Source organism: Collimonas arenae (assembly GCF_000786695.1).
Classification (GTDB): Bacteria; Pseudomonadota; Gammaproteobacteria; order Burkholderiales; family Burkholderiaceae_D; genus Collimonas; species Collimonas arenae_A.
Window position 1 is genome coordinate 422,361 of the sequence record NZ_CP009962.1, and the last position, 23,676, is coordinate 446,036.

Annotated in this window: 22 protein-coding genes and 1 pseudogene; 10 read left to right on the forward strand and 13 right to left on the reverse strand. The window is 54.1% G+C overall.

Translation table 11 applies throughout. The features are described 5' to 3' along the window. Positions 1 to 333 precede the first annotated feature (333 nt). Entirely contained in the window at positions 334 to 711 is a 378-nt protein-coding gene (locus LT85_RS01725) for a helix-turn-helix domain-containing protein (RefSeq protein WP_038484531.1), read from the forward strand. 107 nt (positions 712 to 818) lie between these two features. Here LT85_RS01725 and LT85_RS01730 read toward each other — a convergent pair whose 3' ends face one another. Together LT85_RS01730 and LT85_RS01735 are read right to left on the reverse strand one after the other, a co-directional pair. Continuing rightward, a complete protein-coding gene (locus tag LT85_RS01730) occupies positions 819 to 1,220 on the reverse strand; it encodes an SDR family oxidoreductase (RefSeq protein WP_301280489.1) in 402 nt (133 codons plus the stop codon). Positions 1,221 to 1,234: 14 nt separating this feature from the next. Further along, entirely contained in the window at positions 1,235 to 2,131 is an 897-nt protein-coding gene (locus LT85_RS01735; protein ID WP_052134547.1) for a LysR family transcriptional regulator, read from the reverse strand. 104 nt (positions 2,132 to 2,235) lie between these two features. Here LT85_RS01735 and LT85_RS01740 point away from each other — a divergent pair, with 104 nt between their 5' ends. From LT85_RS01740 to LT85_RS01760, 6 genes are all read left to right on the forward strand, one after another. Beyond that, positions 2,236 to 3,141: an alpha/beta hydrolase family protein gene (locus tag LT85_RS01740; RefSeq protein ID WP_038484534.1), complete on the forward strand. Its 906-nt coding sequence runs from the start codon at positions 2,236 to 2,238 to the stop codon at positions 3,139 to 3,141. Positions 3,142 to 3,457: 316 nt separating this feature from the next. After that, a complete protein-coding gene (locus LT85_RS27440) occupies positions 3,458 to 3,943 on the forward strand; it encodes a pirin family protein (protein ID WP_367379789.1) in 486 nt (161 codons plus the stop codon). 20 nt (positions 3,944 to 3,963) lie between these two features. Further along, a complete protein-coding gene (locus LT85_RS27445) occupies positions 3,964 to 4,347 on the forward strand; it encodes a hypothetical protein (protein ID WP_367379790.1) in 384 nt (127 codons plus the stop codon). A 58-nt stretch (positions 4,348 to 4,405) separates the two neighbouring features. After that, on the forward strand, positions 4,406 to 5,254 hold the full coding sequence (locus LT85_RS01750) for an NmrA/HSCARG family protein (protein ID WP_052134550.1): 849 nt from the start codon (positions 4,406 to 4,408) through the stop codon (positions 5,252 to 5,254). Between the two features lie 711 nt (positions 5,255 to 5,965). Further along, positions 5,966 to 7,267 (forward strand): alkaline phosphatase family protein, encoded by a 1,302-nt coding sequence (locus LT85_RS01755; protein ID WP_052134552.1) that lies wholly within the window; start codon positions 5,966 to 5,968, stop codon positions 7,265 to 7,267. Positions 7,268 to 7,327: 60 nt separating this feature from the next. Next, complete coding sequence (locus tag LT85_RS01760) at positions 7,328 to 8,608, forward strand: cytochrome-c peroxidase (protein WP_052135472.1); 1,281 nt, start codon at positions 7,328 to 7,330, stop codon at positions 8,606 to 8,608. Positions 8,609 to 9,351: 743 nt separating this feature from the next. Here the strand turns inward: LT85_RS01760 and LT85_RS01765 are convergent. The 3 genes from LT85_RS01765 to LT85_RS01775 form a co-directional block, all read right to left on the reverse strand. Next, positions 9,352 to 10,305: an aminotransferase class IV gene (locus LT85_RS01765; protein WP_038484543.1), complete on the reverse strand. Its 954-nt coding sequence runs from the start codon at positions 10,303 to 10,305 to the stop codon at positions 9,352 to 9,354. A gap of 77 nt (positions 10,306 to 10,382) precedes the next feature. Continuing rightward, positions 10,383 to 10,685, reverse strand: a complete 303-nt coding sequence (locus tag LT85_RS01770; RefSeq protein ID WP_038484546.1) for a hypothetical protein — start codon at positions 10,683 to 10,685, stop codon at positions 10,383 to 10,385. Positions 10,686 to 10,702: 17 nt separating this feature from the next. Next, positions 10,703 to 11,749 carry an NAD(P)-dependent alcohol dehydrogenase gene (locus LT85_RS01775; RefSeq protein WP_038484549.1) on the reverse strand — a complete coding sequence of 349 codons (1,047 nt, stop codon included), beginning with the start codon at positions 11,747 to 11,749 and terminating at the stop codon, positions 10,703 to 10,705. A gap of 191 nt (positions 11,750 to 11,940) precedes the next feature. On the opposite strand from LT85_RS01775, the gene LT85_RS01780 reads away from it, so the two are divergent. After that, entirely contained in the window at positions 11,941 to 12,846 is a 906-nt protein-coding gene (locus LT85_RS01780; protein ID WP_038494762.1) for an AraC family transcriptional regulator, read from the forward strand. A 138-nt stretch (positions 12,847 to 12,984) separates the two neighbouring features. On the opposite strand, the gene LT85_RS01785 is transcribed toward LT85_RS01780, so the two are convergent. Further along, positions 12,985 to 13,884, reverse strand: a complete 900-nt coding sequence (locus tag LT85_RS01785) for a LysR family transcriptional regulator (RefSeq protein WP_038484552.1) — start codon at positions 13,882 to 13,884, stop codon at positions 12,985 to 12,987. Positions 13,885 to 14,050: 166 nt separating this feature from the next. Between LT85_RS01785 and LT85_RS01790 the strand changes: the two genes are divergently transcribed. Next, on the forward strand, positions 14,051 to 14,833 hold the full coding sequence (locus LT85_RS01790) for an SDR family oxidoreductase (protein WP_038484555.1): 783 nt from the start codon (positions 14,051 to 14,053) through the stop codon (positions 14,831 to 14,833). A 53-nt stretch (positions 14,834 to 14,886) separates the two neighbouring features. Continuing rightward, positions 14,887 to 15,294 (forward strand): nuclear transport factor 2 family protein, encoded by a 408-nt coding sequence (locus LT85_RS01795; RefSeq protein WP_038484558.1) that lies wholly within the window; start codon positions 14,887 to 14,889, stop codon positions 15,292 to 15,294. 248 nt (positions 15,295 to 15,542) lie between these two features. On the opposite strand, the gene LT85_RS01800 is transcribed toward LT85_RS01795, so the two are convergent. The 7 genes and pseudogenes from LT85_RS01800 to glmS form a co-directional block, all read right to left on the reverse strand. After that, a complete protein-coding gene (locus LT85_RS01800) occupies positions 15,543 to 17,480 on the reverse strand; it encodes a DEAD/DEAH box helicase (protein WP_081991932.1) in 1,938 nt (645 codons plus the stop codon). A gap of 213 nt (positions 17,481 to 17,693) precedes the next feature. Continuing rightward, a pseudogene (locus tag LT85_RS27045) lies at positions 17,694 to 17,986 on the reverse strand (transposase); the annotation flags it as partial. Between the two features lie 116 nt (positions 17,987 to 18,102). Continuing rightward, positions 18,103 to 18,711: a hypothetical protein gene (locus LT85_RS25155; RefSeq protein ID WP_367379814.1), complete on the reverse strand. Its 609-nt coding sequence runs from the start codon at positions 18,709 to 18,711 to the stop codon at positions 18,103 to 18,105. Positions 18,712 to 18,874: 163 nt separating this feature from the next. Continuing rightward, positions 18,875 to 19,975: a hypothetical protein gene (locus LT85_RS01815; protein ID WP_038484561.1), complete on the reverse strand. Its 1,101-nt coding sequence runs from the start codon at positions 19,973 to 19,975 to the stop codon at positions 18,875 to 18,877. A 52-nt stretch (positions 19,976 to 20,027) separates the two neighbouring features. Further along, the gene (locus LT85_RS01820; protein ID WP_038484564.1) at positions 20,028 to 20,390 is read right to left on the reverse strand and encodes a hypothetical protein; all 363 of its coding nucleotides are present in this window, start codon (positions 20,388 to 20,390) and stop codon (positions 20,028 to 20,030) included. Positions 20,391 to 20,481: 91 nt separating this feature from the next. Next, entirely contained in the window at positions 20,482 to 20,793 is a 312-nt protein-coding gene (locus LT85_RS26355) for a hypothetical protein (protein ID WP_156117401.1), read from the reverse strand. Between the two features lie 845 nt (positions 20,794 to 21,638). Next, positions 21,639 to 23,456, reverse strand: a complete 1,818-nt coding sequence (gene glmS / locus LT85_RS01825; RefSeq protein ID WP_038484567.1) for a glutamine--fructose-6-phosphate transaminase (isomerizing) — start codon at positions 23,454 to 23,456, stop codon at positions 21,639 to 21,641. Positions 23,457 to 23,676 lie beyond the last annotated feature (220 nt).

Sequence of the window (23,676 nt, forward strand, 5' to 3'; positions counted from 1 at the left end):
CTGACTTTGAAAAACCGCATAACTCGTAAAATATACAGGTAGGTCTGTCTAGTTCGAAAAACGAGCGCTTCTGCATGTGAAAAAAATAAGATGCGATCTGGAGCCATCACAATGAAAAACGGCTGCCCCTGTATTTTTTGACAGCCATACAACGACAAACCCATGCAGTAGAATAAAAATCAGGTTGGTATGTTTAATTGGGTCGATAAAATTTGATGAAATAAACACGTCGGCTACTTGTCATTTGCCGTGAGTCCGCTCAGCCGGACCAATAAGCATTTCAACGGTCAATTTCAATTTTTCAGTTAATCAGCAGTTGAATCAAGGAAGAAAATGAAATTAACGCCATACGGATTGTGTGTAAGAAAGATTCGCCTGGAGCTCGGTTTGGCGCTGAAAGATATGGCTGCATCCTTATCCGTAAGCTCCGCTTATCTGAGCTCCATTGAACTCGGAGAAAAAGCACTCAGTTGCAAAGTCGGAGACCAGGCGCTCGCATTTTTAGCGCCAAAAATCAGCGCAGAACAATACGATGAATTACAGACAGCCCTCGCTCAATCGATGAAGGCCGTTCCCGTTTCGGAGCTGCAAGCGGATGAGCGCAATCTCGTCGCCATCTTTGCACGCAAAATGAGCGACGGAAGCGGCGTGCCAGAAGAGGTCTTGAAATGGCTGAAATCCGGAGAGGGGAATGATGACGTCAAGTCGTAGACTTAAACTGATGGGAGGACCGAGAATGGTTTGAACTGATAGAGCCGGGACTCCTGTCGCTATTCAGTGAGGAATGATGATGATGAATCCGGCGACAATTGCGCACGTCAGCGACAGCCGTAGCCAGCCTCAATCACCAGCTCCGTACCGCTGACAAAGCGGCTGGCATCCGAAGCCAGATACAGAATCCCCGCCGCCACATCCGTCGCAGAACCCCGGGCCGTCAGCATCTGCACTTCCGCCAGATCAACCAGCTTCTGCGTTAGGTCGCCCTGCTTGCGCAAGGCCTCCACCAGCGCCGGTGGCCGTGAAAAGCCCGGATGGATTGTATTGACTCGGATATTGCGCGCCGCATAGCGCATTGCATTCATATTGGCCATCCGCAGCGCCTCCTTCGCCGCATGGACAGCCGCTTCATGCCGCTCATCCTCTAGAGCGCACAAGGACAGTACGTTGACGATAGAACACCCGCAGGCCCGCTCCATTGCGCGATCACATGCTTGGAGCACAGGATGAGTACGCGTTAGCTATCGTGCAGCTGGATCCGCTCGGCGAGCAGATCGACGAAGGCGACTACCTTTGGCGAAAGATGACGTCTCGTTGGGTAGAGTGCATGCACGGGGATTTCTGCGAAGGACCAGTCGACGAGCAGATGCAGCAAGCGGTTGTTGCGGACGTCATCGGCGCAGAAGAGCTCGGGTAGGCATGCGATCCCCACGCCCGCGAGGGCGGACACACGAGCGATCTCCATGTCGTTGACCGTCAGTCGCGGCTTGATGCGGACCTCGACGCGTTTGCCTTTCGATTCCATGGTCCAGACGTGCGGCTCCACTCCACCGCCGAACGCGACACATGCGTGGTTCGCCAGTTCGGCAGGTGTCTTCGGGACGCCATGGCGTTTGCTGTACTCGGGCGCCACGACCAGCATGGACTTCGCTTTTCCGAGATTGCGTGCGACGAGCGTCGAATCGACGAGCGCTCCCGCTCGAATGGCCACGTCGAAGCGCTCCCCCACGAGATCGACGAGACGATCGGAGCACACCATCTCGACTGCCACGTCCGGATGACGAACGAGGTATTCGGCGACGACCGGTCCGAGCGTGCTGGACGACATGGGAGCCGCGACCCGCAGCACGCCACGCGGCGCCCCACGCATTCCCGCCACTGCACTCTCGGCCTCCTCGATGTCGCTCATGGCTGGGGCGACGCGCTCGAACAGAACGCGGCCCGCCTCGGTGAGGCTCAGCTTGCGCGTTGTGCGCTGGATGAGTCGCTCACCGACCCGCTCCTCGAGGTCGGCGATCTTCCTGCTCACTGTGGATTTCGGCATTTTCAAGTGTCGTGCCGCTTCGCTCAGGCTCCCCGCCTGGATGACCCGAATGAAGACCACGAGCTGATTGAAGTCAATTGTTCCGCTCATGGAACGATGATACCCAAAATGCACGGCTTGTACAACGGCAGGTCGAGACGTATCTTAGCTGGGTGGAAAGACACCGCTAACCAGAAAGAAAAGGAGAAATTGTCATGCCGGATGTTTCGGAAGTAATTAAAGGTTTGGCCAAAGGCCTCAGCAGCCCGGTCCGTTCACCGATCCTGCACACGCCGGATGAGTACGGGCTGAAGTATGAGGACGTAACGTTCCCATCGCTGGACGGCACTCCGCTGGAGGCATGGTGGATTCCCTGTCCGGGCTCGGACAAGCTGGTCATCGCCAACCACCCGTTGCCCATGAACCGCTACGGTTTTCCCTCGCATCTGGACCCGTGGAGGTTCGTCCCCGGCAACGACGTCGAGGTCAACTACATGCTGGAGTACAAGCATCTGCACGACGCCGGCTACAACGTGCTGACCTACGACGCGCGCAACCACGGCCACAGCGGCGAGGCCAACGGCTTCATCTTCACCTGGGGCATGTTCGAATCCCGCGACGTGGCCGGTTCGCTGCAGTACGTCAAGTCCCGCCCTGATGCCCGCGGCATGAAGCTGGGCCTACTTAGCCGCTGCATGGGCGCCAACGCCACTTTCGTCGCGAGGACCCGATACCCGGAGCTCTTCGAGGACGTACGCTGCCTGGTCGCCCTGCAACCGATCTCGATGCGCGCCATGGTCGAGCGCAACCTTGAGTACATGGGGCTCGTGGACCAGTTCGACGCCATCGACCGAGAGGTACAGTTGATCACAAGCTTCAAGATCGACCAGGTGTCGCCGTTGGAATACGCCAAGAACTGGCAGGCGCCCACCTTCATCCTCCAGGTGCGCGACGACGCGTTGACCAAATCCACTGACGTGCAGTCGATCTTCGACAACATCCCCGTCACCGACAAGAAGCTGTTCTGGATCGAAGGAAGCACCCGGCGCTGGGACGGTTACAACTACTTCTCCGAACGTCCGGAGCAGATGATCGATTGGTTCGACAAGCACATGAGCTGAACCCATTTCACCCTGAGCGTGCGGTTTCGTTGAGACCACTGATATGACCTTCGAGGACTTTGGCGCGTGAATGTCGACGAATCTGCCGGATACTTTGAGCAGCCTGCCAGGAAGTCGCAGCAAGACGGCTTTCCCTGGCACACCGTTCTGGCATCGCCACCGCGTAACTGCTCATGGGAAGGACAGGTTTGTGCGGAGGAACCCGATCTGAAGCGCTAAGACCGCCATTCCGATGGCATGGAATTGGTCATGGCCGAAAACGGCATATGGCATGACGGCAGGTTGCACAGATGGCCCAAAAGCAAGGACGAACAGCATGACGACAAACATGACAGAACACGAAAACACCTTGTCCCACCTCGGGCGCGATCAGCGTCGACGCGACATCGTTCACCGTACGCATGGAGTGCGCAACGGTTCGATTACACGGCTCGTGAGCCCCTCCGACCTGGGCGGGCTCATCAAGCCGTTCGTGTTCCTCGATCTCTTTGAGTCCAACGGTGGCCACGCCCCGCCTCTGGAGCTCGGCTGGCACCCGCACTCGGGCATTGCCACGGTAACAGTCGTCCTTGACGGCTCGGTCCAATACGCCGAGACGACGGGCAGCGTTGGCGTGCTGCCTGCCGGCGGCGTGGAGTGGATGCAGGCCGGTGGCGGTGTTTGGCACACGGGCACCTTGGACTCGGCACCCGTGAGAGGCTTCCAGCTCTGGGTGGCTCTTCCGCCCGAGCTCGAAAACGCGCCGAGCGTAAGCCAGTACGTGATGCCCGGGCAGGTCCCCGCGCTGGCCCCGTACGCGTGATCCTTGGCACGTACAATGGCATGGTGAGCCCGATCGTTACGCCACTGATGACGTACCTCGTGGTTACGCTGAAGGACGGCGAGCGCTGGACGTTTCTCCCGCCATCGGGGCACGACGTCGCGTGGGTCTCGTTGATGGATGGCGCGCTGCGTGCATCATCTCGTATCGCCCGTGGAGAAGTCGCAATCTTCGAACGCGCCGAGACGGCCATCGAGCTAGTCGCCGAGGGCGACACACGATTCGTGCTCGGCTCGGCCACGCAGCACCCTCACGAACTCGTGCTCGGCCACTACTCCGTGCACACCAGCACCGAGGCGTTGCGACGGGGCGAGGCCGAGATCCGTCGCATCGGGCGTCAACTTCGTGCCGAGGGCAAGCAGAGCTACGCGCTCCGATCGATCTGATGTCAGCGTCGGATAGATACTCCCCCAAACAGTCGATTTCCATACCATGATTTCCAGAATGATCGTTGTTCTAGGCGCCACGGGGCAACAGGGGGGTGCCGTGATACGCTCGCTAAGGGCAGATGGTCATTGGCGCATCCGAGCGCTTTCCAGGAGCCCCGGCTCCGAAGCGGCGCAGCAATTGATCGCGGATGGCATCGAGGTCGTCGCGGCCGACATGGACGACTCCGCCTCGTTGCGGACCGCCTTCGCCGGCGCCCACGGAGTTTTTTCCGTTCAAGGTTCGGAGCAGGGCGCGGAGGTCGAGACTCGCCGGGGTATCGCCGTGGCGGATGCCGCGCTTGCTGCAGGGGTAGCGCACTTCATCTATGCATCGGTGGGAGGAGCTGATCGGCGCTCGGGCGTACCGCATTTTGAAAGCAAGTGGCTTATCGAGGAATACATCCGCAGCATTGGCCTATCAGCGAGCATCGTTCGTCCTGTGTTCTTCATGGACAACTTTAGCAAGCTTGCACAGCGAACCGTTCTGTTGGCGCTATTGCGCAGCTATGTACCCAAGACGAAGCGACTCCAAATGATCGCAACGGCCGACATTGGCAATTGGGTTGCGCAGGCCTTCGCCCAGCCGGATGGGTTTCTTGGCAAGTCCGAGGAAATCGCCAGTGTCGAGCTGACCCGCGCGCAGATCATCGCAACCTTCAAGCACCACGGCTGGTCGGCCGGGCTGCCATTCCCACTGCCCAGGTTGCTATTACGCCCATTGCCCTATGACGTTCGGAAGATGTTTGAGTGGTTTGGAGAGGCTGGTTACCTAGCCGATATACCGACGCTGCTGGCACGTCAGTCCGACATGCGTACTTTCGACAAATGGCTTGTTGAACAACGCGGTACGCCGTCGAACACATAACCATTTATACCCAAAATCAGCTAGGCAACATTGCGGAAAAACTGAATGCAAGGCCAAGAAAGACGCTAGATTTTAGAATCCCGGTTTACGTATTTGACGAAGCGTTGCACTGACCGGTTGAATCCGTCGCGCCTGTTTATTGGGGCTCAAACCTTCGTTTCCTCCGCCAGTCGTCACGACCTATCTGGTTCAGCAGCAACTATCGACGTGCTATTAAGGCCGGCAACAACGCTTCACTTGAATTTCTGTGATGAGAACATATTCGTCACTGTTGAAACCCCCTAGTAATATCACTTTGTATCATCTGTCGTCGACAGTGACGCGGGCAGATTGGTTGGTCTACGCATTCACATCAATACACAAAATCGATCTCGTTCGCCCGGAATCGGCGGTCACGTTGCTCCGAAATATCCAATAGAACCGGTCCGCTCGGAACGGCATTTCCCCAGCACGATCAACAAATACCTATTTCAACTGTCGGCTTGGCTCAAGACTGAGGCAGCCACATCGCGCAAACAACGACGCGACCTAAAACAGATACATGAAGATACATCGTTTTACCATTTGCAAGAGTCCAGTCATGGAGCTGTCACATCAAAGTTTTACAATTTAAATATCAAAATTTTGCAATTCAACAAACTCCAGCACCTCATCATCTGTCACCCCATGCTTTACCCTCATCGAACGTCAATCTAACAAAAAGCCTATGTCATGACATATCTTAAAAACTTGAAAAAATTGTTTACAGCGCTCCTGCTCGGCGCAATAGCCATAGTACTAGTTGCCTGTTCCTCCAGCAGTTCTGACGTTCCACCTCCCGCCAGCAGTGCCAACCGGATCAAGCATGTCTTCATGATTGTGTTGGAAAACAAGAACTACAGCGACACTTTCGGCAGCAGCACGCAAGATCCTTATTTGCAAAAAACTCTCGTTCCGCAAGGCGCGTTGCTAACGCAATACTTTGGTACGGGACATGTTAGCTTGGACAATTACATCTCCATGCTTAGCGGCCAATCGCCCACACCGGACACCGTCAACGATTGCATACCTGGTCTTGTCGGTACAGGAAAATACATCAACGTCGCCCAAACCGGCACTACCAGCGACGGCCAAGTCATCGCCACCGGCGGCTGCGTCTATCCGTCAAATGTACGTACCTTAGCTGACCAGCTCACTGCCAAGAACCTGACTTGGCGCGGCTATATGGGAGACATGGGCAACGATCCGGCGCGCGAGGCTGCTACCTGCGGCCACCCTACTCTGGGTGGTAACGATCTTACCAACACTGCCGAGGCGCCAAGTGCCGCCGTTCCTCTGGGCGATGCCTATGCCACCCGCCATAACCCATTCATGTACTTTCATTCAATTATCGATTCGCCTAGTTGCAATACCAACGTGGTCAACCTCAATCAATTAAGCAGCGATCTGCAAGCGACCGCAAGTACGCCTAACTATGTCTTCATCACTCCCAATCTGTGCGACGACGGCCATGACGGCGATGGCACAGGCGCTGCTGGCAAGGGCTGTGCCAATGGCAAGCCAGGTGGATTGACCTCGGCCGACGCCTTCCTCAAGACTTGGATTCCGATAATCATGGCTTCGCCGGCCTATAAGCAGGACGGTATGATTGTCATTACCTTCGATGAAGGCAACTATACACAAACAGTTGCGTCCGCCAACGGGCAAACCACCGTCAGTTTGAACTTTCCCGGCGCGAGTTGCTGCAACCAACAACCGGGCCCGAACTTGAGCGGCATACGCCCAAGCACTACCACGCTGATTAACACCCCGACGTTAATTGAAAATTTTGTCATCAGTGGCTTCGGCGGTGACCGGGTTGGTGCCGTATTGCTCTCGCCTTTCATCAAAGCTGGCAGCGTTTCGAACACGCAATACAATCACTACTCTATGCTGCGCAGTCTAGAGCGAATTTATGGCGTTGATGGCTATCTCGGCTATGCCAACGACACAACGCTCTCTACCATCGGTGATGACAGTACCATCTTCAATTAAACAATGAAAACCAGTAATGGCGCCCGTCGTGGCGCCATTACTTGCTTACCGAAGAATCCCATGCTCCAAACCATATCGCGTCGCCATGTTATTGGTGGGGTATTTTTTTTACTCGTGGCAAGCGCGATCGTTTTGGCCAACGACAATAGCCAGCGTGTGTCTGCCCTGAGGCGCAAGCCGCAAGCAACGGACAGTTCAAGCGTAGAGCTCGGTCGCCAGCTGTTCTTCGACAAAACGCTCTCCGCCTCAGGCAAGCTCTCGTGTGCAAGTTGCCACGACCCCGCTCACGCTTATGCCCCGGCCAACGGTTTGGCAGTACAACTGGGCGGCAGCGCCATGAACCAACAAGGCGCTCGTGCCGTACCATCGCTACGCTACGTGTTGAACCGCACGCCCGTCTGGACCAAGACTTATGTCGACAGTGCTGCTGAACGCATGTTAGAGGCAAACGAATCGCCGTATGGAGGCTTCGGTTGGGACGGTCGTTTCAACTTGTTACATCAACAAGCCGCGTTTCCTCTGATGGCTGGTAACGAGATGGCCAACGCCGACCCCAAAGACTTGGTACAAAAAATCGCGCGTGCGTCCTACGCCAAAGAGTTCCGCAGTCACTTCGGCGAAAATATCTTCAACACCCCACAATTAGCTTATGAAAAGGCTCTCGCAGCCATCGAAGACTTCGAACTGAACGATCCCAGCTTTCATCCCTACTCAAGCAGGTTCGATGCCTATCTCGACGGCAAAGCTGTGCTCAACGCTCAGGAACAGCGCGGCTTAAAATTGTTCGACGACCCGTTGCGAGGCAATTGCGCCAGCTGCCATACCGATAAAAAGGGTGCCGACGGCTCACATCCGCTGCTCACCACTTTCCAGTTCGAAGCCTTAGGCGTGCCGCGCAATCCTGAGATCAAGTACAACGCCGCAGCGCACTACTCAGACATGGGCTTATGCGGTCCACTGCGCAAAGATATGGCACGGGACACCCAATATTGCGGCATGTTTAAGACGCCCTCACTCAGAAATGTCGCGAGCCGAGGCGCGTTTTTCCACAATGGGCGTTTTCATACTCTCCAAGATGCACTACGTTTCTACGTCCAAAGAGATACAGATGCCCAGCGCTGGTATCCACGTGGAAAATCCGGCGTCATCAAATTCGATGACTTACCGCCTTCCCTGCGTGAGAATATCGACACGATAGACCTGCCGCTGACGAAGCACGCTAACGAAGCGCCAGTGTGGAACGATCAGGAAATCGACGATGTTATCGCCTTTCTGAAAACATTGAATGATGCCGACGTCATCCCCACTCGGCCGGACGTCGCAACGACGAGTTCGCCTTAGATATAAAAAAGATTAACGGATCGGAGCAGCTCCGTACTAATCTGCTTCAGTCGAACCGGATCGTTTTCGACATGTTGTGGCCTTTGACCGTACCCCCTCAACAAGAGACGAAAAAAAGCCCACGAACCTTGCGGCAGTGGGCTGAATCCAAACCATAGGGAGGTGTTGGAGGAGACGCTATCAATATAGCGGCTCCCATCTAATTCTTATCACCTCTTTACAACCTATTACAACCATGACGAATATGACCGACTAAAGGTGTAAAGCTTTGAAAACTGACGCCATCGACGAGAAGTAATTGCCGTTACCAAGCTGGCGCGATCTGCGGAGCACAAAAAAATTAATCTCCTCGAATATAGTGATCGCACATTGACACTAATTTGGAGAGCTGGGTAACGTCAGGTCTCTCCTGCAAAACTAGTCTTACTTCGGCTATTTGAGCGCGGCTTGGAATAATCTCTACGGGACTGTGACACATCCATCCAGTCAAAATATCGGTAATTTCCTTCGCCCCGAGAGTAGCCACTTCATGTCGCGTAGGCACATATGCATGGAGGTCATATTTGTTTGGCTTTTTTATAGACTCTTCAGCTGCCCGTAAATTTTCGTCTGGCACGCCAAAACGATCAAATTTTGGTCTCATATGTCGCCCTAAATTCGCGGAGTTTTTATCTTCCCGCAATCCAGAATTTTTAGCAACAATTCAATTCAAAGCGTTATCAAAACCCTTTAGCTTGGGATACCTATTGCGAGACTGGTGTACTAAATGCCGGATCGATGTGCAGCTCCCAATAGTGTTTCTGGATTTTCTCCGTTAATGGACCACGCCCTCCGGTTCCCACGACCTTACCGTCGATCCAGCCGACTGGCATGACTCCGCCTGCGGTGCTTGAAATGAAAATTTCCGTGGCGTCCCGAAATTCATCAACTTTCAGCGCGCGTTGTTGGAGCTCGTAACCGCCCATTTCGGCGAGATCGATGACAGTTTGCCGCGTTATTCCCTCGAGTACGCCTGACCGCGGAGTCACTATTATTCCGTCTATCACGGCAAAGATGTTGAATCCCGGCCCTTCAATTACGTGCTCGCGGCCATCGGTCAGAACGGCGGTTTCGTCGCCGAAGTTGTAAGCTTCGAACAAGCTATTGATCAAATCGAGCCAATGATAATTTTTGATGGTTGGATCAACCGCCTCTGGCGCAATGCGGTGCACATTACTTATTCGCATACGCAGCCCGCGTACGCGCTGCTCCTCGGTGGCGATCCATGTGAAAGGCACAGCGAACGCATAGAATTTGTTTGTACACTGCCGCGGATCGCGTGATCCGGGTAGTGGAATTCCGCGCGTGCACACCACCTCGACGTAGGCGTTTGTCAGTCCAGCCGCTAAGACGCACTCTTGGAGAATTGATTGGATTTCCGCGTCGCTGTAGGGGATTGTCATTCGCAGCCGCTTCATGCCACGGCTAAATCGATCAAGGTGGTCCTGAAGCCGGAAGAAGCGACCATTCCAGACGTGCACCACGTCGTAGGTGGCGTCTGAGCGTAGAAAGCCCCAGTCAAGAATGGATATTTTCGCGTCGCCCACAGGAACTATCTTTCCGTCCACGAAAGCAGCTCCTCTTGCAAAGCTGGCTTTTTCTTCCGCAGGGCTATCGACACGTTGCGTGTTTACGTCACTGACTCTCGAATTACTCATAGTGCCCCTTAAATAAATATCCTCGGCGCGTGATGATCGAACGGCACACCTAAGCTATTACACGTATGCAGCCGTTGTCATCGCTTTATGTGGTGCCTCACTGGTGCGATGTTCCAAGATACGGTCTCTTGATCAATCATGGAATGTACAGGCGAGTAACGCATTTCATCCATCAGCCGATGCATTGAAGCGGTGCCTTTGGCAACGGAGTCCCACAGTAGCATGTCGACTATTGTGCCGTCAGGTTGCTCTGCCATTCGGCGGGATTGAAATCCTGGTTGTTGTCTGAGCCAATCATCAAGCTCGGCGTTTGCTTCGGCAAATTCTGCGCAGGAATATCCGGCGAGTTTAAATGTTGTAATTTCTATGGCTTGGGTCATTGTGTTGTTCTTATTTTCTAAGCGGCCAAGGAGGCCATATCAATAACGAAGCGATAACGGACATCGCCTTTCTCCAGGCGCTCGAACGCTTGGTTGATATCTTGAATATCAATCGTTTCAATGTTGGCAACGATGTTGTGTTCACCGCAGAAATGGAGCATTTCCTGCGTTTCCTTGATTGACCCTATAAGGGATCCTACCAAAGAACGGCGGCCGACGATCAGCGAAAGCGCGTTGACGGGAATGGCTTTTTCCGGGATGCCGAGAATGACGAGTGCGCCATCGATTTTCAACAGATTCAGATAAGCATTCCAATCCATATCGGCAGATACGGTACAAATAATGAGATCGAAGCTTCCGGCGAGGAGCGCGAAGGTGTTGGTGTCGCTTGTTGCGTAGTAGCGCTCGGCACCGAGGCGTAAGCCATCATCCATCTTTGACAGTGACTGGCTCAGTACTGTCACCGTCGCTCCCATGGCGCGGGCAATTTTCACACCTACGTGACCAAGGCCGCCCATGCCGACGATGGCGACGTTTTTGCCCGGACCGGCCTCGAATCGACGTAAGGGCGAATACATGGTTATGCCGGCGCAAAGCAGGGGAGCCGCTGCATCGAGTGCAAGATTATCGGGGATGCTCAGGACATAACCCTCCTTCACGACGATGCTGTCGGAGTAGCCGCCGTAGGTCATCGTCTTGCCGTCTGCCTCGAAGCAGTTATACGTCTGGATAAGGCCTGGCATCAGGTGCTCCAGGTCAACGTTGCGTGTGGCGCAGCTAGTGCAGGAATCGACGAAACATCCGACTCCGACTCGGTCGCCGATCTTGTACTTTGAAACTTTCGAGCCGACGGCGGTAACGATGCCCGCGATCTCATGGCCTGGAACCATCGGAAACATCGAAAATCCCCAAGCGTCGCTAACCATGAAAACGTCCGAGTGGCACACGCCGCAATATTTGATCGAGATGACGATGTCGTCCTCATGCGGAAGGCGCCGTTCGATCGTGGATAGAACTAACGGGCTGCATGCGGCCGATGCGGAGTAGGCTTTGGTAATGGGCATTTGATATTTTCTTTCGGACCGGTGTGGAATGAAGTGGTGTGTGTAATCCTATGGGAAGTGGCACGCTGATCGTTATCGATATCCTGCTAGTCTTATGCACAATCCTGCAATTGGCCAAAAGTGGACATGTGATGAAAATGAGAGTCGGGTAGGATAATGGAAGCACTGTCACCAAGAGGAAAATGCTTCAGATGAATCCACTATCCGATCGCTTTCAGGAGATCGCTTCGATCATCACCCGTGTTATTGGGGAAGATCGGGAGTGCAATACCGCGATCGGCTCCCTGTTTTTCAGCCGCTACTCAACGCCTCGCCAACCTTTGCACGTTGCGCAATGGCCTTGCTTCGCACTCGTCGCACAAGGAGCTAAAAGCATCACCCTGGGCGCAGGCACCTTCAATTATGGAGTGGGTGATTTTCTATTGGTTTCGCTCGACCTGCCGGTCGTTTCGCGCGTAATAGAGGCTAGCCCGGAGCAACCGCTTTTGGGACTAGGCATGGCCATCGACGGTGCCAAACTGGCCGATCTTATGAGTCGGATCAGTATCCCGCGCCCGAGCCTGGTCACCGATAAGAAGCTCAGCGTAGGCGTCAATACCGCCTCTCCGGATCTGCTGGACGCGACGATCAGGTTACTCAGATTGCTCGACAGGCCAGATGACATTCCGGCTCTCGCACCGCTTATTGAGCAGGAAATTCTCTATCACCTGCTCACGGGGCCATGCGGCTCCCAGCTAATTCAGATTGCAATGGCCGACAGTCCCAGTAACAAAATCGCGAAATCCACTGCCTGGCTTCGCGCCAATTACCGGGGCCAGCTTCGCATGGATCAACTGGCTGAACACGTTGGTATGAGCGTTTCATCACTTCACCATCACTTCAAGGCCATCACAGCAATGACGCCCGTGCAGTATCAAAAACAGCTTCGTTTACACGAGGCGCGGCGACTGATGCTCCTTGAGATGCTTGATGTGGGGACGGCCGGATATCGTGTTGGCTATCAAAGCCCTTCGCAGTTTAGCCGCGAATATGGCCGGATGTATGGCATGTCGCCGCAGCGGGATGTCGACCGCCTCAGGAAAACGGCGGCGGGATAACCTAACCATGTGATTGGCATCTAACGCCGCGCCGTGTCCGATGTGTCGGAAGCAACGGCGATGCAATCTGCACTATCTCGATCATGACGCATTTAAATCGACCGCGAAATCTGCGCCGCGACCAGCTGTCGGCTTGAATTACATTGCCCCAAACAGCTCAGTCACCCAATCGACAAATACCCTGACCTTGGTGCTATATCTCCGGCTAGGCGGATACGCAATATAGACTTCAAGAGGGTCGGGCCGCCATTTAGCTAGAATGGGCACGAGCTTCTTTTGCTCAATGTAAGGGCGCACCATGAAGTCCATGGTGTGGACGATACCCAGGCCGGTCAGCGCCGTGGCTAGATGGGCATTACTTTCACCAACCAGCACATCGTAGCGTACTCGTTCGAGCATAATCTGCTCGTCGCCCCGGCCGAATCGAAGCGGCTGGGTAAGGCCGGTGCTTGCAGAGAAATAGCCGACGACAGGCATGTTTTTATCGATGATCTCATGCGGATGCTGCGGCGTGCCGTGCTTCGCCAGGTAGTCGGGGCTTGCGCATATAGTCCAGGCGAGCGTGCCGATCGGATGTGTCACCAGGCTGAGGTCATTGGATGTGCTTCGAATTGCACAGTCGATGTTTTCTGCGATGAGATCCGCGGTACGGTCAGTGACGCTCAGTTGCACCTGAATATCAGGATAGCGAGCACAAAAGGTGGGCAGAGCGGGAATCAACAACCCGCTGGCGGTCGAGCCACCAGTGTCTATCCTCAACGCGCCGCGCGGACTTGCCTGAGCCCGGCCAAGCGTGGATTCTATGTCGTCGAGTTCACTCAGCAGATGACGGGTGCGTTCATAGTAGGCCGCACCGTCGGTTGTCACGCTGACGCTCCTCGTACTTCGTTCCAGCAACTTCACGCCAAGATGCGCTTCCAGCGATTTGATCCATTTGCTCACCGTAGCATTGGGCATCTTCAGCGAGAGCGCAGCGCGTCCAAAACCTCCTGTTTCAACCACCCGGGAAAAAATGCGAATTGCCTGCAAATGGTCCATTGATCTACCTCATTTATTGCTTAGCAGTGTTGTAGTGCTGTGGTGCTGTAGTACGTCGATTATGCACCGTTGTGGATAAAGAATCCACAGTAGCAATCTTTATCTCTATATGTGTTTTTACTACACTTGAGTACAAGATCAACCCCGCTCAACAAGGAGCCAACAAATGACCACTTCTTTGTACGCCAACATTCACAATACCAAACACGCAGGAAAGATAGCGCTTGTGACCGGTGGCAGCACCGGCATCGGCTTTGCTACCGCAAAGCGCCTGGCTCGCGAGGGCGCAACAGTATTTATCACAGGGCGGCGTCAGGCAGAGTTGGATGCTGCAGTACTGGAAATCGGACACGGCGCACGTGCGATCCGAGGTGATATCTCGTCGGCCTCCGACCTTGATAACATTATCGATATCGTATCGGCGGCGCGCCAAAGGATCGACATCCTGTTCGCCAACGCCGGTGGCGGCGAGTTCGCGCGGCTCGGTGAAATCACCGAAGCGCAATTCGACAAATACTTCGGTATCAACGTGAAAGGCACATTGTTTACTGTGCAGGCCGCACTGCCTCTGATGCCGGCAGGCAGTGCAATCGTGATCACAGGATCGATCGCGTCGATTCAAGGCACGCCCGCATTCGGGGTCTATGCCGCCACCAAGGCTGCCTTGCGATCGTTTGCGCGCACCTGGGCATCCGATCTCAAAGGCCGTGACATCCGCGTCAACGTGGTCGCACCGGGCACCGTGGTTACGCCGGCGTACAAAACCGAACTCAACATGAGTGACGAGCAGATCGACGCATTGTGCAGAGAAGTCGCGCAGATGACGCCACTTGGCCGGATCGGTAACGCCGACGAGATAGCAAAGGCGGTGTCTTTCCTTGCTTCGGACGATGCCAGCTATATCACCGGCACCGAGATGTTCGTCGATGGCGGACTCACACAAATCTAAACTTCAACCTCGCGCTCATGCCCCCATGGGCGCATCATTCACTGGAAAATATCATGACTCAGCAAGATAACCTCCGCCTGACCCAACAGCTTCTTGAAAAAATAGGATCGGGCGCGAGCGTCGACGAAATTGCGGCGCTGTGCACACCTGACCTTGACTGGAATATTCCAGGCGACACAGGCGTATTGCCATGGATCGGTCACAAGAAGGGGCGTACGGCAATGTCGGATTTTATCCGCGACACACAAACCATGATCGAACGCGTGAGTCTCGATATACACGATATTCTCGCGAACGATGATCGGACCATCATTTTCGGTCATCTGCAATCGCGGGTCATCGCTAGTGGAAAGCTGATCGATACCTCGTTTGCGATCGTCCTGACGTTCTCCGGTGAAAAGATCGCAAGCTACTTGATGTTGGAAGACAGCTTCGCTGTGTCGATGGCCGCGCGGCGCTGATATGTTGGGTCGTATCCAACTATTCCTTGCAATTAAAGTCATAAACTCTGCATGAGCATTAATGCGACTTGGCGAGGCAATGAATTTCTCGGTACAGCGAATAAAGTTGTAATCTCGATTTATGAATGGAGATTTTGGACCTTTCGGTATGTAATTAAAGTCGTAAACTCGCTTATATCCGTGGATCGATGAATTGAGCGGGCCGGCGAGTCTAGTTCAGACCAGGTTTTTCACGTGTCGCAATAAAATCAGCGGGCCGGCGGTCCCTTGCGATGCGGCTTCGGCCTGGGTTTGGCGGCCTCAGCCGGGCGATTAGCGACAGTGCTTTTACTTTTAACTGCTGTCTTCTCGCCGAATTTCTTTTCACCGACTCTTCTATCCGCGCCCGTTTTTGGGTTGGACAGCGGTACTTTTTTGTCGGAAAATTTTTGGCTCGGCGGCACGCCGTCCGCATACGCGATGCGCAATTGCTGCCCGGCGACCCACACGGTTTTCAAGTGGTCGAGAAGTTCCTTGGGCATGCCGTCTGGCAGGTCCAGTACACTATGGTCGTCGAATATTTCTATACGGCCGATGTACTTGGCATCGAGACCCGCTTCGTTGGCGATGGCGCCGACGATATTGCCGGGCTTGACGCCATGCGCGTGCCCGACCTCGATGCGGAACGTGCGCATGCCGACATCTGTTGTGCGTGCCGCCGGCTCCTTCCTGGCAAACACGGCGCGCGTCACCGGTTCCTGGCGCTGATCGCGCTCGAAACGGTCGGCCGTCTCGTTGCGTTCCTCACGCGCCGGACGTACCGCCTTGCCCACGCGCGCAACCTTGTCTTCCGGCCATGACGGCGCGGCCGATGCCTCACCCTTTTTCTTGTCTATCAAGAGCGGCATGTCGCCGTGCGCCATCTTCGCCAGCGCTGCCGCTATATCGGTCGATGGAACATTACTTTCACGCTCGAAATCTTCGATCAGCGAACGGAACACATCTAGGCCGCCTGCCGCCAGGGTGTCGCTGATCTGGGTTTTGAATTTGGCGATGCGCACATCGTTGACCGTCTGGACGCTCGGCAGTTCCAGCATGGAAATCGGCTGGCGCGTGGCGCGCTCGATGGCCTTGAGCAGGTTTCGTTCGCGCGGCGTGACGAACAGAATGGCTTCGCCGCTGCGCCCGGCCCGGCCGGTGCGGCCGATGCGGTGGGTGTAGCTTTCCGGGTCGTGCGGCACATCGTAATTGATAACGTGGCTGATGCGCTCAACATCGAGGCCGCGAGCGGCAACGTCTGTTGCGACCAGGATATCGATCTTGCCGTCCTTTAATTGCTGGATCGTACGTTCGCGCTGCTGCTGCACGATGTCGCCATTGATCGCTGCGGCGGAAAACCCGCGCGCCAGCAGTTTGCCGGCCAATTCTTCGGTACCCAGCTTGGTACGCGAGAAAATGATCATGCCATCGAAGGTTTCGGCTTCCAGGATACGCGTCAGCGCATCGAGCTTTTGCATGCCGCTGACAAGCCAGTAGCGCTGGCGGATATTGTCAGCCGTGCCGGTCTTGGCAGCGACGGTGATTTCGGCTGGGTTACGCAGGTAGGTTTGGGCAATACGCTTGATGGCAGAAGGCATGGTGGCCGAGAACAAGGCAGTCTGGCGCGATTCCGGCGTCTTTTGCAGGATAGTTTCCACATCGTCGATAAAACCCATGCGCAGCATCTCGTCTGCCTCATCCAGCACAAGCGTCTTGATCTTCGACAGGTCGAGCGAACCCTTTTCTAGGTGGTCGATCACGCGCCCCGGCGTGCCGACAACCACATGCACGCCACGGCGCAATGCGCTCAATTGCGCGCCGTAACTCTGGCCGCCGTAAATCGGCAAGACGTGAAAGCCGGGGATATAGGTGGCATAGCGTTGAAACGCCTCCGCCACCTGGATAGCCAGCTCACGCGTGGGCGCCAGCACTAGCGCCTGCGGCGCGCTTTGCTTGATGTCAACACGCGAAAGAATGGGAAACGCAAAGGCCGCCGTTTTGCCGGTGCCGGTCTGTGCCTGGCCCAGCACATCGCGGTTGGCCAGTAGCACCGGGATGGTGGCGGCCTGGATCGGGGAAGGCGATTCGTAACCGAGTTCCTTCACCACCCGCAGTAGCGGTTCGCTCAGCTTCAGATCGGAAAATAAGGGAATAGATGTTTCAGGCATGGCGTCACTCACAAGTGTGCTCGAATCGCAGTGTGCGAAAGATAGGCAGTACAGTTTACTCTGTTGTTGGCCTTGGCAGGTAGCCGGAACAGTTGTTCAAGCTCATATGCGAGGCTAATCCATCTAGCCATCGTTATGAACCAAGCGCTACACTATTCGTGTCACGGGGCGGGAGTGTAGCGCTGGCCAGAGCAGATTTATTCAGAATGTATTCTTCACAGAACATCCTTCGCGAAGTACGCCGCTGCCTTTTTTATAATTTCATTCTTCCGCTTGAGCTTGGCATTCTCGGCACGCAGCCACGACAGTTCCATCGCCTCGGGAGCCACCACCTGGCGGCCGGAGCCTTTCAACTTGCCGGCCGCGGCGGCCTTCACCTAGTTGCGCAGCGTCTGGTCGTTCAGGCCAAGTTCCTTCGCGGTCGCCGGAATCGACTCACCGGCTTTGACCCGCATGACAGGCAGTTCCTTGAACTCTACCGTATATGTACTTCTTGAAATCTTCATCTCTTGCCCTTCCAAAGCAAGGTCAATTTTACGTTACCTGTGGAAGACGAAATTTCAGGGAAAGCTCATATTCGCTTCGTTCCCAGCGTGCAGAGCTATTTTGGAGAACCGGCGAACTAGGGCCTGCGGCCAGGCTCAGGCCGAGCGTCTGACATCGGCGGATAAATTTGCGACAGCTTGACCCATCTCTGAACTACCTGTGCGCCAACGGTATAGTCGATGCCCGAGCGTTGTCGTTGGTAGTCGAAGCGAGGGATGCCAAGCAGACCCGTTTCCTCCGCTTGCACCAACACCAAGCCGTCTTTGTGCTTAATTTCTATGACCAATCCCAAATTCGTCTGATCACCCGGCTTAAGAGCTTTGCGAAACGCCACCGTTGTTTGGTCCTGCTGCGCCGCAGTTGTGGTCGCAGCTATTGGCGCTTGACTCAATTCTTGCAGAAAATCGTCGTGATAACGGACTTGCGAATGCCGGCCTGATTCCACCTCTGTGTATTGTCCCACCCCGTTTTTCTTGCCAGCGTTAAAGGATCCTTCAAACACATTGCCGTTGCGCCAAACATAAACGCCGTTCCCCTGAGGCACACCATCTTTTATTCCCCCGGTATAACGATCACCGTTGAGGTAGCGAATTTCCGCTTTATCTTCAAGTAGCCGACCTTGTTTAAATTGGCCTTGCAGTTCGTCGCCATTGATGAAGCGCACCACACCGTGACCATTGCTCACGCCTTCCAAGCAAGGTCCTTGGTATTGATAGGCAGGCCAAGCTTGGCTGTCGGCTAAACGGCAAGCGGTGTCAGCCGCGAGCGAAGGAGTGCTAGCGGCAGTAGCAAGCAGACTTAAGCACAAGGGGCCGAGCGTTAACAATAGCCAAGCCCAATCTTTCCTATTAATAGGGAAGTTTTTTCCAAAGCGCCACATAAGCATCTGGGTTAACAAAGTCTGACGAAGAAAATCCCGCTTCCTTCAACAGGCGATCACGTAAGTCCCCGCCAGTTTCTGGATATTGGCCGCTGAGGGCATAGGCGCTAACCAAGGTATTAAATTTTTGCTCTTTCTCCAGTGGTGTTCTTGCGCGACGGATTTGTGTAAACGAAAGGGTATGACTATTGGCAATAGTTTGCATGTTTTGCGCTTCTTGAATTTGGACAAATTCACGTCGCGCCGTTTGCACCGTCTCGGGGTCTTCAATGCCGCCTGGTACACATTTCCAGTAAGGCACCGGAACCGCTTTGCCCAGCGTTTCAATGATGCCTAACTCCACGAGAAGGCGCACCGAGGCATGACGGGCTTCTATACGCGATATTGAGTCACTCCAACCGATGGAATTACCATTGATGCTAATGTCATAGTTGTGATCGACACTATCGAGATTGAGCACCATCGCATTGGTTGAGGCAGTATGGTTGGCAATAGAAAACATAGTGGTTTGGTTGGCGTAAAAATCCATCACGATGCGAGTGCTGGTCTTTTGTTGATTACGTCCAAAGTCGACATTGAGCAGGCCCTTACCGCCGCCGGATTCAGTGGATAAATTTTGCGAATGTTTGCTGTCATAGACCGCGCGGTCAAACTCAGTCACCGCACCGTACAGCGTAAAAATCGTATCGTAACCAAACGCCCGACTTGGAATCAGCGCCGCCCCGCCAATATTGAACAACTGCGCTTCCTCCATCGTCGGCCGATAAATAATACTGAGCGGGCCGCCAATCTTGGAGAGGGTACTCACAGCCATATCGCGTAGATCAACGGGGATTTCCTCGTCTTTGGAAGCACCCGTGGCGTCTTTCACCACGCCAACTTCAATCGGCAACGGTTGATCAATATACGCGCTCAACATCCGGCCAAAACATGGCAGGCTATCGTTGAACGCATTAATCCGTTGTTTGGGGATGCTGTAAGGTTCGACCACCAAGGCTTCACCGCTTACGCAAGCGGCGAGTAAAACCGTGGTCAAAAAATAAGAAATAGAGCGAATAAAATGCAGCATTCGTGTGTTATTCCCATTAATTTATTTGAATAGGAAATATTTCATGATTTTATTATTTAACCGCGGCATCCTTATTAACAATAGTTGAATTAGAGTGATCAGCTTTGATAATAATTGTTGCATTATTCATTTTTGCATTTGAACCAATATTGACGCTATTTACATTCGCGCTACCGTCACTCTTTCCTTGAACTATTCGATGCTTTCCTCCCGACGCACCATCACGAGCCTCTTTATTCGCACGATTCATTGCATTCGTAACAGTGAATTGAGTGTTAGTTAGAGGTTTCGTATTTTTTTGTTGCTGATTCAATTTCGCTTTATATGCATCGTATGCACCACCATCAGCCAAGGAAAAACCATAAGGGGCAGATAAAATAATTAAGAAGAATATATTAGAGAACGGGTGAGACATTTTACTGCCCTCCAAAAAACAGTAATCGCAGTATTTAAACGATCTTTGCATTTTCTATTAATGAAACCAATGCGGAACATTAAATATAGGACTATTTTCCAACAACTATTGAATTTTGCGTTCCTTGACCATTAATTGTATTGTCGCCACCTTTAAGACTGATAGTGTTATGAGAAGTCTTTTTTGTATCGTTAACCAGAATTGAGTTTTGGATCGCGGCACCACCGACGGAGCCACTTCCACCACTTAATGGCCCAATCTTTACACTGGCCTTTCCCGTGACTTGATTAGTAATTTTATTCTTCGTTCCTTCTTGCTTTATCGTATTAGTTGTATCGGCAAAGCCGATACAAGAAACCGTGCTGACAATACAGAAAACAACCATAGTTTTAACGAATCGCATGATAGCCTCTCTTCTGTGATTAAAAAATCCCACATTCAATTCATAAATGTATATAACTACCAGATAGATTAAATTTCTCGTGCTGGACGAAGTTGGATGTCTGCAGGAATAAATTATGCTGACCGACGAAGTCGGCGCATATAGTTATCGAGGGCATGCCCCTTGGGACTCAAGCTATAGCTGGTTTGGGTATGAAGGGGAAGTAAGTCAAGCACACTATAATTGGCACTCTCAAGACAGCGTTTTTACAAGAGTACTTGCTTAAATTTTAGGCTGAAATTTCTATACGGCAACCTGTTAAAATTAACAGGTGAAAATCCCGCTACAAGGTCGGAAACTCCACGGGCAATTCAATGGTCATGGTTCATACCCCGGATCCGTTTATTTGATTCGTCCACAAATGAAAGCGTTTCATCTATAGATTTAACGGCTAGATCAGCAGAAGCCTTTGTAGCATTAGCAAGGGCGTCGAACTGTACTGGGCGCTCGTAGTCTGAACTACCGAACTCACCACCGACCGGAGCCATGTCAAGCCAAGCGCGATCCTAGGCAGTCAATTGAAAGTTCGCCGGCATTTTGCCAACAGCTCTGCAAGTTTGTAGCGCGGTTTGCGCTTTGGCTCCCAGCGTGAATAAAGCCGCTTTTCTCCTAATCCTGCTTTTCATCATATTTTCTCGAAAGTTTGTAAGCGACGTTCAGGCTGTCGCAACATTGAGGCCAACTGGCCCATTGCGGTCGTACCAACGGTCAATCACTCACGCATCTCAATTCCAAGCATATCCGTGTACGCCAGACCCCGACAGACTTTATTACTTGTGATCAACGGTACGTAAAATTATCAGGCATCATTCCACAGTAACCGATTTAGCCAGATTCCGAGGCTTGTCCACATCAGTCCCACGCGCCAATGCAGTGTGATACGACAGCAGCTGCAACGGCACCACATGCAAAATCGGCGACAGCAAACCATAGTTTTCCGGCAGCCGGATCACGTGTACGCCTTCGCTTGACTTGATATGCGAATCGGCATCTGCGAATACATACAGCTGGCCGCCGCGGGCGCGGACTTCCTGCATGTTCGATTTCAGCTTTTCGATCAGCGCATCGTTCGGCGCCACGGTAACCACCGGCATTTCTTCTGTCACCAGCGCCAGCGGCCCGTGCTTGAGTTCGCCGGCGGCGTAGGCTTCGGCGTGGATGTAGGTGATTTCCTTGAGCTTCAATGCGCCTTCCAGCGCAATTGGGTAGTGGATGCCGCGGCCCAGGAACAGGGCGTTTTCCTTGCGTGCGAAGGCTTCGGCCCAGGCGACGATGTGCGGTTCCAGCGCCAGCACGCTTTGCAGCGCCGCCGGCAGGTGGCGCATGGCTTTCAGGTGGGCGGCTTCTTGTTCTTCGCTGAGGCGGCCTTTGCTTTGCGCCAGCGCCAGCGTCAGCAGGAACAGCGCGGCCAGCTGGGTGGTGAAGGCTTTGGTCGAGGCGACGCCGACTTCGACGCCGGCGCGGGTGATGTAGGCCAGCGCGCATTCGCGCACCATGGCGCTGGTGGCGACGTTGCAGATGGTGAGGGTGTGTTGCATGCCCTGGCCGCGCGCGTGCTTGAGCGCGGCCAGGGTATCGGCGGTTTCGCCGCTCTGCGAGATGGTGACCACCAGCGAGTTCGGATTCGGCACGCTGTCGCGGTAACGGTATTCGCTGGCGATTTCTACATTGACGGGGATCTTGGCGATCGATTCGATCCAGTACTTGGCGGTCAGGCCGGCGTAGTAGCTGGTGCCGCAAGCCAGGATCAGGACTGAATCGATCTGCTTGAACACATTGAAGGCGCCGTCGCCGAACAGTTCCGGCATGATGCCGGTGATGCCTTCGAGGGTGTCTGCAATGGCCCGCGGCTGTTCGAAAATTTCCTTTTGCATGTAGTGCTGGTACGGCCCCAGTTCGACTGCGCTGCTGTAGGCGTGCACGGTCTTGACTTCGCGCTCAACGGCTTTGCCGGCGGCGTCGACGATCCAGACGCGTTGCAATTGCAGGTCGACCACGTCGCCTTCTTCCAAGTAGATGATCTGGTCGGTGGTGCCGGCCAGCGCCATGGCGTCCGAGGCGACGAAATTCTGGCCCTGGCCAACGCCGACGATCAGCGGCGATCCCTGGCGGGCGGCGACGACGCGGTGCGGCTCGTCGACGGAGAACACGGCTATCGCATAGGCGCCGGTCAGGCGGCGCACAGCTTGCTGCACGGTGGCGAACAGGTCGCCGTTGTACATGTGATTGACCAGATGGGCGATTACTTCGGTATCGGTCTGGCTTTCGAAGTGATAACCGGCTGCTTGCAGTTCGGCGCGTAGCTCGTCGTGGTTTTCGATGATGCCGTTGTGGACCAGGGCGATACGGTCGCGCGAAAAATGCGGATGGGCATTGTGGGTTGCCGGTGCGCCGTGAGTGGCCCAGCGGGTATGGGCGATGCCGGTAAAACCGGACAGGTGGGCTTTCTCAACCTGGGCTTCGAGGTCAGCTACGCGCGAGGTGCTGCGCGAACGTTGCAGTTTGCCGTCGATATGCAGGGCCACGCCGCAGGAATCGTAACCGCGGTACTCGAGGCGTTTCAGTCCTTCCAGCAGAATAGGCGTGACATTAATTTGGGCAACTGCAGCAACGATTCCGCACATGGTTTTCCTCATTGATTGGGTGAAGGGAGCCTCGAATAACCTGCTGCAGGGTTTACAAATTCTGCAATCTTGGCACTGCGATGCTCACCGTACTTTCGTACGGCTGCGCTTCTCCTGCCGACATTCCACCGCTTGCTACGGTTTTTCGAAGCTCCCGAATGAGCGTATCTTAGGCTAGCGTTGGTGAAATAAGATGTCTATATTTGTTATTATTTGGATT